Here is a 12,282-nt window from a genome sequence, read left to right as displayed (position 1 = left end):
GCTAGGATATCCTAGCTTTTTTCTTTATATAAGGAGAGTAAAATAGTAATTTTAGGGTATAAAAGTTTTATATTTGTAAATTATAATCTGGTGTTTATAATTAATGACATATAATGTATATATTTTAATTAGGTGGTGGTTATGGAATGAAGGCTGAGATTATTACAATTGGGACAGAACTGTTATTGGGGCAGATTATAGATAGTAATTCCCAATGGATAGGACAGAGGTTAGCAGAGATAGGTGTTAACCTGTATTATAAAGCGACAGTTGGAGATAATAAAGAGAGGGTTTTAGATACACTCAAAAACTCCATTAACCGTTCTGATATCATTATTACAACAGGAGGTTTAGGACCGACTCAAGATGACCTAACTAGAGAGTGTATAGGTGAAGCTTTAGGCTTAGAATTGATTAAAGATGAAGAGCTATTGATGGATATAAGGGATTATTTTGATAAAATGGGGCATGAAATGGCTGATAATAATATCAAACAGGCTTATTTACCAGAAGGTGCAGTGGCTATTGATAACCCTGAAGGTACAGCTCCAGGTATATTAATAAATCAAGATGGGAAGGTTATTGTAGCGATGCCAGGAGTTCCCATAGAGATGAAAGCAATGATGATTGAAACTGTGCTTCCATATCTAAAGAAGAAATTTTCAAAGGGTGAGGTGATTAAATCTAGAGTAATCAAAACCTGTGGGATAGGAGAATCCTCTCTAGAAGAGTTAATTACAGATATCTTAACAGAACAGACAAACCCTACGATTGCACCTTTAGCCAGTCAAGGTGAAGTAAAATTGAGATTAACAGCTAAAGCTAATAGTGAAGAAGAAGCTGATAGATTGATTAATTTAAAGGAAGCTAAGTTGCAAGAACGTATAGGAGAGTATATTTATGGCTATGATGATGATAACTTAGAAGGGGTAGTTGCTAAGTTATTATGGGATCAGAAACTGACAATAGCAACAGCAGAATCTTGTACAGGAGGATTGATTGGTGATAGATTGACCAGTATAGCAGGTAGTTCTGCTTATTTTGAAAGGGGAATCATTAGCTATAGTAATCAAGCTAAGATGGATCTATTAAAGGTTAAGAAGAGCACACTAGAAAAGTATGGTGCTGTCAGTAGCCAAACAGCTAAAGAGATGGCTAAGGGTGTAAGGAATTTATCTAAAACTGATATAGGCTTATCTACTACAGGCATTGCTGGACCAGGTGGAGAGAGCTTAGAAAAACCTGTTGGTCTGGTCTATATGGCTATAGCTGATAAAGATGGTGTAGAAAGCTATAGATATCAATTCAATGGTAGTAGAGAAAGGGTTAAGTATATGACATCACAGATGATTTTAAATCTATTAAGAAAGAGGCTTTTGGCTAAAAGCTAATATAGAAAGGAAGATAAAATGAAGGGGCTAGTGGGAAGAGTAATTTTAGCAGCTGTAATTATATTATTTTTAATTAATTTTACTTCTGCAAAGGTATATAAATTAAGTGCTTTTGATGTTGAAATTAATTTAAAGATATCAGATCAACCAGCTACAGTCTTTGATTTTCCTCCTGTAGGTAGAATCAAAGCTGCTACCCATAAGTCTCCTTTAGATATAAACTTGACCTTAGATGCCATTCATCAAGAGAGGTTAAACTCAATAATTGAGAATATCAATAGTAAAGATGAGTTAATATCTCTACTAAAAGAGAAGGGGAATATTGTTGTTCAACTATTTGTTATCAGGTTAATTGTGATAGCTATATTAGGTGGAATAGTTGGGGCAAGTCTAATCAATTTTGATCGTCAATCTATTTTAATAGGAACTATAACTGGGATTATAATTGTTCTTATTTTATCGTCAATGACTTATTATACTTATGATTTATCAAAGTTTAATGATCCCAATTTTGAGGGAATGTTAGAAGCAGCGCCATGGATGATTGGTATGATTCAAAAGGGGTTAGATAGCATAGATCAATTAGGTGAAGAGATGCAATTGATTGCTTCAAATATGGCAGAGTTATTCTCAAAAGTCGACACTTTACGACCTTTAAGCAGAGTAACTGGGGATTTAAAGGTTTTACATATTACAGATATTCATAATAATCCTGTTGCTTTACCCTTTGTAGAACAGATAGTAGATAGCTTTGCAGTAGATTTAATTATTGACACAGGAGATATTACCGATTATGGTACTCCCCTTGAAGGTGAATTATTAAGGAGAATAGATGATTTAAATGTCCCTTATATCTTTATAGCAGGTAATCATGATTCTCCAGATATTGTAGAGAGTATGAGAGAGTTTGAGAATGTAATCGTCTTACAAGCAGATGTAATCAATATTAAGGGGTTAGTGGTAGCGGGGGTAGAAGATCCTGCTGCTAAGAGTAATCAGATTAAGCCTTTACAAGAAGAGGATATGGAAGAGTATAAACAGGGGTTAGAAGAGTTAATTGCTAGATTAAAGGTAAGTCCTGATATAGTGATTACTCATAACTTTAAGTTAGGAAAAGGATTATTAGGGGAGATTCCCCTATTACTACATGGTCATGACCATGTATTTAAGATTTATGATATAAAAGGGACTACAATTATAGATGCAGGAACTACTGGTGCTTCTGGTATTAGAGGTTTACAGAGTGAGCAAGGGATACCTTATTCTGTAGCTTTATTACATTATAATAAGGAGGAAGAGGTTAATTTAGAGAAGTGGTCCTTAGATGTAGTTGATATTATTAAGTTTTATGATCGGCATAGTGGATTTATCTTAGAAAGAAAGTTGATTAATGATAAAGAAATGGATAAAGAAGAAGGAGATTAGGTAGAGCTAAGGTTTAATTGATTGGTGCTTTAAAACAGCTTAAAGTTAATCTCGGTTTTAATTAAATCTTCTGGAGTATAGGAATTTAGAAGGAGGAGATTTAAAGTGGATGAAGAGTTAAGGCTCTTTATTGCTGTAGAATTAGAAGAGATTGTTAAGGAGAGGTTAGAGAAAAGAATATTTTAAGGGACTGTTCTTTACAGATTAAATGGGTCGATAAGTATAAATTTCATATTACCCTTAAATTCTTGGGTGAAGTTAATGTAACTAATATCGACGCTATTCAAGAGAAATTATTAGGCTTACAAGGAAGAATTGAGAAATTTGATATTATGATTTAAGGGGTTAGGCGCCTTTCCCAATATAGACTATCTATCCCCAGGTGATTTGGACTGGAATAGATGATGGACAAGAGAATTTAAAGAAATTACAACAGTTGGTTGAAGAGTCAATGCTGGATTTGGGGTTTAAGAGGGAGTCTCATAGTTATATTCCTCATATTACTTTAGGCAGGACAAGTCCGTCAGGAGAAGAATTTTACGTTAATTAGTAAGAGATTAGAGGAGTTTTCCTCTGAAATTAACTGTAAACAGAAGATAAAGAAGATATCATTAATGAAAAGTAGGCTAACACCCAAGGGTTCTGTTTATAACTTTTTATTTGAAGTAGAGTTATAGAATTTTAATAGTAAAATAAAAAAGTATTGATTAAGTATCATTAGTAGGGTATACATTTTATGTAATTGCTTTTTAAAAAGATATATAATATAATATTATCATATTAAAGAAGAACAATGATTATTTCGGGCTTCTAGGCTTATATTAATAGAAGGAGTGGATAAGTATGTCATTAGCAGAAAAGAAGAAAGCTTTAGAGAGAACACTTAGCCAGATTGAGAAGGAATTTGGTAAAGGCTCAATCATGAAGTTAGGTGAAGCTAAGGTTATGGATGTAGAGGCTATCTCTACAGGTGCTTTATCTTTAGATGTGGCTTTAGGTGTAGGTGGTGTTCCTAAAGGGAGAATTATAGAGGTTTATGGTCCAGAGAGTTCTGGTAAGACTACAGTAACCCTACATATGATTGCGGAGGTGCAAAAAGAAGGTGGAGTAGCTGCGTTTATTGACGCAGAGCATGCCTTGGATCCTAAATATGCTCAGAATCTAGGAGTGAATATTGATGAACTTTTAGTATCCCAACCTAATACAGGAGAGGATGCTTTAGAGATATGTGAAGCGTTGGCTCGTAGTGGTGCTGTAGACTTAATTGTTATTGACTCAGTAGCAGCATTGGTACCAAAGGCTGAAATTGAAGGTGAGATGGGTGATGCTCATGTTGGACTTCAAGCACGTTTGATGTCTCAAGCGATGAGAAAGTTATCTGGTGTATTAAGTAAATCTAAATGTACATGTGTCTTTATTAACCAAATCCGTGAAAAAGTTGGAGTAATGTTTGGTAGTCCAGAGACTACTTCTGGTGGACGAGCTCTTAAATTCTACTCTTCAGTTAGATTAGATGTAAGAAGAAGACAGACTATTAAAGATGGTGATGAATATCTAGGTAGTAGAACACAAGTAAAGGTAGTTAAGAATAAGGTTGCAGCTCCATTTAAAACTGCTGAATTTGATATTATGTATGGTACTGGAATTTCAGCAGCAGGCTGTATTTTAGATATGGCAGTAGATTATGACATAGTTGATAGGGCTGGTTCTTGGTACTCTTATGGTGATGACCATAGAGAGCAAGGTAGGGATAACTTTAAAAATTATTTAGAGACCAAGCCAGAGCTATTAAAAGAGATTGAGCGTAAGGTTAAGGTTAAGCTGGGAATAATTCAAGAAGAAGCTAAACCTGAGAAGGAAGACAAGGATAAAGCTAAAGATACTAAAGGAAAGAAAGAGAATAAAGAGTCAGCTTAATGAAAAAGCCCTTTAAAGGGCTTTTTTAATTCACTAACTTTAACTTGAATAAGCTTTATATTTATTAATAAGAGAATGGGATAATCCCATTCTCTTATTAATAAATGGAGGTTTTGATTGATATATATAGAATCTTTTAGTTATAGATGTGTGAATTAAAATAAAACTTTATCGGTATATTTAAATATTTTTAATTTGAAAAGTAAGTAAAGTTTTTTAGGTTGCACTTAAGGGTACCTTACTTTTGGCATTGCCCTAAAAGTAAGCAAACCTACGGGTTCATCCTTGGAACCTTCCGTGGCAAAGCCCACTCACTATGCAATCAAGGTTCTATTAAAATTAATAATTTTTAGAGTTCTAATTCAAAGATTATATGATTACTATTATTTATTGAAAATATTTGTTTCGTTCAAACATTAATTCTTTTCGCTTTTAAAAACATTAACTATAAAAAGTGTCTAATTATCTATCTATAAAGACAAATTTAAATTTAATTGTAGATTCAAAAATCTATATAAGAAATAATTCTGATAAAGGTTTAGTTAATAAGGATTATGGGGTGTTAAAGGTAATGGATTTTGTTGGAGAAATAACTAAGATTGAAGCTCAAAAGAGAGATAGTGGAAGGTGTTCTATCTTTGTTGATGGGGAATTTTTGATGGGAATAGATGCAGAGTTAATTTATAAATTTAATTTAAAGAAAGGCTATAAATTAACAGAGGACATCTTAGAGTATATCTTAAATCAAGAAGAATTTATTCAAGCCAAAAAGGCTGCTTTTAACCTTTTATCTTATCGGCAGAGAAGTTATCAAGAGTTAAAGGATAGGTTAGCTGATAAAGGTTTTGATGAATTTATTATTGAACAGGTAATTAGAGTATTAGAGAGATTAAATTATATTGATGATAGAGAGTTTGCAGGGGCTTGGATTAGAGATAGGGTAACTAGAAATTATGGACCTTGGGTAATTAAGATGCAGCTTAAGGAAAAAGGTGTAGATGAGAGAATAATTAATGAGGTATTAGATACTGAATACAGTTATGATCTCCAGTATCAGAATGCTTTTAAGCTGGCTAAGAAGAAGGAGAAGCGATACCGGAAATATGATGATTGGGAGAAACGAAATAAATTAGCTCAATCATTACAAAGAAAGGGGTTCAGCTTTGATATTATTAATTTAGTTTTAGATGATTTAGATAAGGAGTGATTGAATGAAACTCTTATTTTTGACAGATACCCATATTAGAGGTACAAATCCAAGTAGAAGATTGGATGACTTTAAAGAGACCTTATTGAGGAAGTTAGAAGAGGTTAGAGAAATTGCAATTGAGGAAGAGGTTGATTATATTCTCCATGGTGGAGATTTATTTGACCGACCAGATACAGCTCCTTCTGTGGTTGGTGAGTTTGTTAAGTTATTAAGGACTTATCCTAAACCAATTTACATAGTAGCAGGAAACCATGATTTATATGGTCATAACCCTCAAACATTACCACGAACAATGCTAGGATTATTGATTGCTTCAGGGGTTGTTAATTTGATTCCTGATAAGCCGATCTTATTAGATGGTGAAAGTGGTATAACCTTACAACTATCTGGAAGGAACTTCGATTATACCCTAGATAATAAGGATAGTAATGCTTATCATGTTAAAAAGAGTAGTAGTGCTGATTATGCTATCCATATAGTTCATGGGATGTTATTGGATAGACCCTTCTTTGAATCTGGATTTACTTTAATTGAAGGTGTAGAGACAGAGGCAGATATTACTATTGCAGGCCATTATCATTTAGGCTTTGGGGTAAGGGAATATAAAGGTAGATATTTCTTAAATCCAGGCTCTTTAGTAAGGGCAAGTGCTGATATCAAAGAGATTAATAGAACTCCTCAAGTAGCTATTATTGAGTTGAAGGATGAGGTTAATATTACTCTAAGAAAGCTAAAGTCTGCCCCAAAAGGTAAAGAGGTCTTAGATCGTAGAGCTATTGAGGAAGAGAAGTTTAGGGAGAGGAAACTGGCTGAATTTATCAGACAGATAAAGGCTTCCGATGAATTTAAGGTCTTTAGTATCGATGCCATCTTAAATAAGATAGCTAGTAATAAAGGATTAGAAGAAGGTACAATTAAAGAAGCATTACACAGGTTGGAGTTGGCACAGGAAGAAGTTGGTCAAGGTGGTGAGAATAATTAATGGTAAGTATTAAAAGTATTGAGCTAATAAATTTTCAATCCCATGAGAATAGTAAATTAAATCTTGATCAAGGATTGAATGTTATTACAGGACCCTCTGATCAAGGAAAATCGGCAATCATTAGGGCTCTAAGGTGGGTCTTATATAATGAGCCTAGAGGAAATGATTTTATTCGCCATGGTAAGAAGAAGTGCCAGGTGGGGATTGAGTTGAGTAATGGCTTTAAGATTATTCGAAAGCGTACTCCTAGTAAGAATAGGTATATCTTAACTACCCCTGAAGGTGAAGAACATATCTTTGAGAAGGTAGGTAGTGGAGTTCCTGAAGAGATATTGAAGATTCATGGGATGAGAAAAATCTATTTAGGTACAGATGATGAGACTACTTTGAATATAGATTATCAATTGGAAGGAGCATTTCTTTTAACTGATAGTGGTTCGATTAGAGCAAAGACCTTAGGTAGATTGATCAATGTCCATGTTGTTGATGTAGCTATCCAAAATACTACTAGAGATATTAAAAGAAATAATGCAGAACAGAGCCAACTATTAGAATTGATTGCAGAGAATGAGGAGAAGTTAAAAGAATTTGATGACTTAGATAAAATTAAAGAGGATATTAATTCTCAAAAGCAGATATTACTTGAATTAAAGAATAGTAATAATAGATTAGAAAAATTAAAGTATCTTAAAAATAGAGAAGAGCAGATTGCCTCTGAGCAAAAAGAGATTGATAAAATATTGAATCAACTAAGTAATTTAGATAAGCTAGAGGTGATTTATTCTAGTTTGGCTGATAATAGTAGCAGGTTAGATAAGTTAAAAGTTTATCTAAAGGATTACAGAGAAGAACAAGCAGAATTGAATATTTGTACTAAAATATTAGATAAGTTAGAGGATATGGATGAACTATTTAAGATATATGAGCAACTAAGTTTAAGTGTTAATAGACTGAGGTCCTTAAATAAGTATTTTATGGATTATAAGAAGCAAGAGCATAGTATCAAGGTTGGAAAGAGGATACTAGAAGAGCTTGAGGGGCTAGGTAAGGTAGAAGAGATATGTAATTTACTCAGTGAAGAGAGTAGTAAGTTTGCTTTTTTAATCAAATACCATCAAGCTTATCAGGAGAATATCAGAGATATAGAGGCTAACCAGAAGGTTACTGAATCAAGTAAGAATGTTATTAAAGCATTAGATATTATAGATAAAGAGTTACCTTATCTCTTAGAAAAGGCTAAGACTTTAAGTAAAGTATTAACTAAACAGAAGTCAATGAGAGCTGAGTATAGAAAAGAGTATATCCAAGCTAAATCATTAACCAATATAGATAAGGCAGAAGAGATAGTTGGTATTATGCTTGAAGAGAAGGTTAAACTTGCCAAGTTATTGGAATTTAACCAAGCTAGGGCAAAGAATTTAAGAGAGATTGATCAATTATCTACTTTGTTAGCAGAGCAGGAGAATAAGGTCAATCAACTAGCTAAAGCTTATGGTGACTATTTAAAAGAAGAAGGAAGATGTCCAACTTGTTTAAGTACTGTTGATGAGAATGTGATAGAGCATATCTTAGAAGAGATAAAAGGGCAATGATATAGTGAAGAGTATTTTATAATAAATAGAAAGGATGATTTAAATGGCTAATATGGCGAAATATGAACAAGAGATTACTCAGATAAAAAAAGAGTTAGATACTGCTAATAGATTGAAGATGCAAAGTGAAGCAAGAATGGAATCTTTAAAGAAGGATAATGAGAAGTTGGTAGCAGAAATTAAAGAATTTGGAGTAGAGCCTGAAAATTTAGAAGAAGAAATCAAAAAGACAGAAGCTAAGCTTCAAAAATTATTAAAACAGGCTAAGGAGATGTTACCTGATAAAGATGTATTGCAAGGGAAAGTAAATAAAGAGTAACAGGGTGATGAGTAATGGGTGACAAGTAGATTTTATACTTTAACTGTCATTTGTTACTCTTTACTATAACTTAGGTAGGGAGGAGTTTATATGCCTATAGCTAGTATAATTAAAGATTTAGAGGGGAATATAAATAGATTACAAAGTGAGTATGATCAGAAGAGAGGTACTAAAGAGCATATAGAGCAGGTAATTAAAGAGAGTAAGCTGAAATTAGAGAAACGAAAGAGTGAAAAGGATTTATTGGAGCAGGTCAACCTTCTCTTTCATGAGACCTCTGAATTTGCTAGAGAGCAGTCTAGACAGCAGATAGAGTCTTTAGTAACCCATTTCTTGCAGTATGTTTTTGGGGAGAATTTCAGCTTTGAGATAGAGCTTAGAAGTCGTGGAGGACAGCCTTGGGCAGATTTCTATGTAGTCTCTCAAGAAGGTAAGTATAGAGTTAAAAATGAACCCCAAGATGCTCGTGGAGGAGGGGTGGTTGATGTTGTCTCTTTGGCTTTGAGGATAGCTATCTTACAAAGCCATAATAATCCACCTATCGATGGACCGATTATCTTAGATGAGCCTGCTAAACATGTTAGTGAGGAGTATATAGTTAGGGTGACTCAGTTTTTGAAGGAAGTACATGGCTTTTCTGAACGCCAAATTGTTGTAGTAACACATCAACAACATCTAAGTGAGGTAGCTGATAAAGCCTTTAGAGTAGAATTAAAAGAAGGTAGAAGTGAAGTGACCGTTAGAGAGTTCTAATATATATTAGAGTTAATGATTGTTTGTAAAAAATTGTAATTAACATTTAATTTTTGACTCAGATTATAGTTTGAGGTTAATCTATGTCAGCTTTATTCAAAGTATAAGGTGATTAACATCCTATCAAAGGTATTCTATCTTGACATAACAACTATAAGAAGATAAAATATAAACGTGGTACTTTCTTAAGAAAAAATTAAATCTTTGTAATTTTACAATTAAATAATGAAATGGAGGTGAAAGGCATGGAATTTGTTTTATTGATTATTGCTTTATTAGTTGGAGTAATAACTGGCTTTGCCGTTAGAAAATATATTGCAGAGAGTAAGATTGGAACTGCTGAAGCAGAAGCAGAGAGAATTATTGAAGATGCCAAACGTCAAGCTGAATCTAATAAGAGAGAATTATTAGTAGAAGCTAAAGAAGAGGCTCATCAAGTTAAAGATGAAGTTGAAAGAGAGTGTCGTGAGCGTCGTAATGAATTACAACGATTTGAAAGTCGTCTGCTGAAAAAAGAAGAAAATTTGGAACGTAAAGCTGAAACTCTAACATCTAGAGAAGAGAATATTAAAAATCGAGAGGTCTCTATTAAGAAGAAAGAAAGAGATATCAATGATTTATATGATAAGCAAGTTGAAAAGCTAGAACATTTAGCAGGATTAACAACTCAACAAGCTAAGGAATTATTATTAAGTCAAGTAGAAGATGAGATTGAACATGAAATGGCTAAAAAGATTAAAGATATTGAAACAAGAGCTAAAGAAGAAGCCAACAAGAGAGCTAAAGAGGTTATCTCTTCTGCCATTCAACGTTGTGCCGCTGACCATGTTGCTGAGACTACAGTTTCAGTGGTATCGCTACCAAATGACGAAATGAAAGGTAGAATTATTGGTAGGGAAGGTAGAAATATTAGAGCTTTAGAGAGTTTAACAGGTATTGACTTAATTATTGATGATACACCAGAGGCTGTTGTCTTATCAGGTTTTGATCCTATTAGACGTGAAATAGCTAGAATTGCCTTAGAAAAACTTATTATAGACGGTAGAATTCACCCTGCCCGTATAGAAGAGATGGTAGATAAGGCCCGTCAAGAGATAGATGATAAGATTTATGAGGTTGGCGAACAGGCTACATTTGATGTAGGAGTACATGGTTTAGATCGGGAGACTATGTATCTATTAGGAAGATTGAAGTATAGGACAAGTTATGGTCAAAATGTACTAAAACATTCTATTGAAGTTGCTCATTTAGCTAGTGTGATGGCAGCTGAATTAGGAGTAGATGTTAATATAGCTAAAAGAGCAGGACTACTTCATGATATAGGTAAGGCAATTGACCATGAAGTGGAAGGATCCCATGTCAAGATAGGGGTTGATTTTGCTCGTAAACATGGAGAATCAGAGAAGATTATTCATGCCATTGAAGCTCATCATGGTGATGTTGAGCCTCGATCTATAGAAGCGGTATTGGTTGCAGCAGCAGATGCTGTTTCAGCTGCTAGGCCAGGAGCTAGACGTGAAACCTTAGAATCATATATCAAGCGTTTAGAGAATTTAGAGAGTATTGCTGACTCTTTTGAAGGTGTAGAGAAATCTTATGCTATTCAAGCAGGTCGTGAAATCAGAATTATGGTTGAACCTGAAGATGTTGATGATACTAAATCAAGTAAAATAGCTTATGATGTAGCTAAAAAGATAGAAGATAATTTAGAATATCCAGGACAGATTAAAGTAACTGTTGTTAGAGAAACAAGATCAGTTCAATATGCTAAATAATTTTAAGGTGACCCTCTGTGGTCACCTTTTTGCTTTATAGATCCTTTTCAAACTATTAAAATTAGGGATATCTTTTAAACTTAATTCCTAATTAATATTATTATCTTAAATATAGAAGAAAGTTTTTTAACAGGTATTATTTTTAGATTAAAATTCTTTATTCTAAGCAGGAATTTGTCAGTTGGTATGTAATTAAATAAGTAAAGTAAAGTAGCACACAAGTACAAAATAATCAATTAATGAATAGACTAATAATGTAAATTTTAAAGGAGTGCTAGCTATGGAGACAAATAAAATTAAATTAAATCGCGATAATAGCATAGAACTATTAACATCTATTTTACTTGAGTACCCTATTATTAATACAGTAGATATTAATTTGGAAGAGAAGAATCTAAAAATATCTTTTTTAATTGAGGAAGAGATAACTTATGAAAGTTGGGTTAATCAGAAGAGAAAGATAGAACAGAATTTTAGATTATTCAACAAATTTAAGAAAAAGGATAATCAGGATATTTTGCTCAGTAAGGACGATTATAATGGTCTAACTAGATTAAATCTTATTAGAGATTTAGAGGGATGCTCTAAGAATGAACTGGACTTTATAATCTCAGTTCTAAAAAGAATCTTTGAGGATAAGTTACTAAAGAATCAAAATTTCTATTATTCTAATGGTTCTTCTGCTATAGATTCTTTACTTGAAGAGGTATCTAAAGATAATCTGTTAAAAGATAAGGGGCATGAATATTTGGGATTTATAGAAGAAGATAGAGTTTTAGTATTTAATAAAAATAGAAACAATTCTTAAATAGACGAGTTTATTAATTAGTAGCAATTGTGTATTTTATGGAAATCTATTTGGATTATATATCTATTATTTTATAGCATTATTTTCTACTTATGAATATTATTTAAATA

At 33.0% G+C, this 12,282-nt stretch carries 12 protein-coding genes; all 12 read left to right on the top strand.

What is annotated here, in order from left to right:
• Positions 1-146: 146 nt before the first annotated feature.
• A complete protein-coding gene (locus U472_RS02270; RefSeq protein ID WP_068715102.1) occupies positions 147-1,391 on the top strand; it encodes a competence/damage-inducible protein A in 1,245 nt (414 codons plus the stop codon).
• Positions 1,392-1,421: 30 nt separating this feature from the next.
• Positions 1,422-2,816, top strand: a complete 1,395-nt coding sequence (locus tag U472_RS02265) for a metallophosphoesterase family protein (RefSeq protein ID WP_245684720.1) — start codon at positions 1,422-1,424, stop codon at positions 2,814-2,816.
• Positions 2,817-3,064: 248 nt separating this feature from the next.
• The gene (locus U472_RS17620) at positions 3,065-3,157 is read left to right on the top strand and encodes a hypothetical protein (RefSeq protein WP_425415759.1); all 93 of its coding nucleotides are present in this window, start codon (positions 3,065-3,067) and stop codon (positions 3,155-3,157) included.
• A gap of 41 nt (positions 3,158-3,198) precedes the next feature.
• Complete coding sequence (locus tag U472_RS16485) at positions 3,199-3,366, top strand: 2'-5' RNA ligase family protein (protein WP_176714094.1); 168 nt, start codon at positions 3,199-3,201, stop codon at positions 3,364-3,366.
• A 293-nt stretch (positions 3,367-3,659) separates the two neighbouring features.
• Positions 3,660-4,733, top strand: coding sequence for a recombinase RecA (gene recA / locus U472_RS02260; RefSeq protein ID WP_068715098.1), 1,074 nt, complete (start codon positions 3,660-3,662; stop codon positions 4,731-4,733).
• Between the two features lie 571 nt (positions 4,734-5,304).
• Positions 5,305-5,940, top strand: a complete 636-nt coding sequence (locus U472_RS02255) for a RecX family transcriptional regulator (protein ID WP_068715095.1) — start codon at positions 5,305-5,307, stop codon at positions 5,938-5,940.
• 4 nt (positions 5,941-5,944) lie between these two features.
• The gene (locus U472_RS02250; RefSeq protein WP_068715093.1) at positions 5,945-6,925 is read left to right on the top strand and encodes a metallophosphoesterase; all 981 of its coding nucleotides are present in this window, start codon (positions 5,945-5,947) and stop codon (positions 6,923-6,925) included.
• The gene (locus U472_RS02245; RefSeq protein WP_068715091.1) at positions 6,925-8,517 is read left to right on the top strand and encodes an AAA family ATPase; all 1,593 of its coding nucleotides are present in this window, start codon (positions 6,925-6,927) and stop codon (positions 8,515-8,517) included. Before U472_RS02250 ends, U472_RS02245 begins: the two co-directional genes overlap by 1 nt.
• 43 nt (positions 8,518-8,560) lie before the next feature.
• Positions 8,561-8,836: a hypothetical protein gene (locus U472_RS02240; RefSeq protein WP_245684719.1), complete on the top strand. Its 276-nt coding sequence runs from the start codon at positions 8,561-8,563 to the stop codon at positions 8,834-8,836.
• Positions 8,837-8,926: 90 nt separating this feature from the next.
• Positions 8,927-9,589 (top strand): ATP-binding protein, encoded by a 663-nt coding sequence (locus U472_RS02235; protein ID WP_141677922.1) that lies wholly within the window; start codon positions 8,927-8,929, stop codon positions 9,587-9,589.
• A gap of 245 nt (positions 9,590-9,834) precedes the next feature.
• Positions 9,835-11,364 carry a ribonuclease Y gene (rny, locus tag U472_RS02230; RefSeq protein WP_141677921.1) on the top strand — a complete coding sequence of 510 codons (1,530 nt, stop codon included), beginning with the start codon at positions 9,835-9,837 and terminating at the stop codon, positions 11,362-11,364.
• Between the two features lie 280 nt (positions 11,365-11,644).
• Positions 11,645-12,172, top strand: a complete 528-nt coding sequence (locus U472_RS02225; protein WP_068715087.1) for a hypothetical protein — start codon at positions 11,645-11,647, stop codon at positions 12,170-12,172.
• The last annotated feature ends 110 nt before the right edge of the window (positions 12,173-12,282 follow it).

Source organism: Orenia metallireducens, assembly GCF_001693735.1.
Lineage (GTDB): Bacteria > Bacillota > Halanaerobiia > Halobacteroidales > Halobacteroidaceae > Orenia > Orenia metallireducens.
This window is presented reverse-complemented; position numbering and strand designations above follow the sequence as displayed.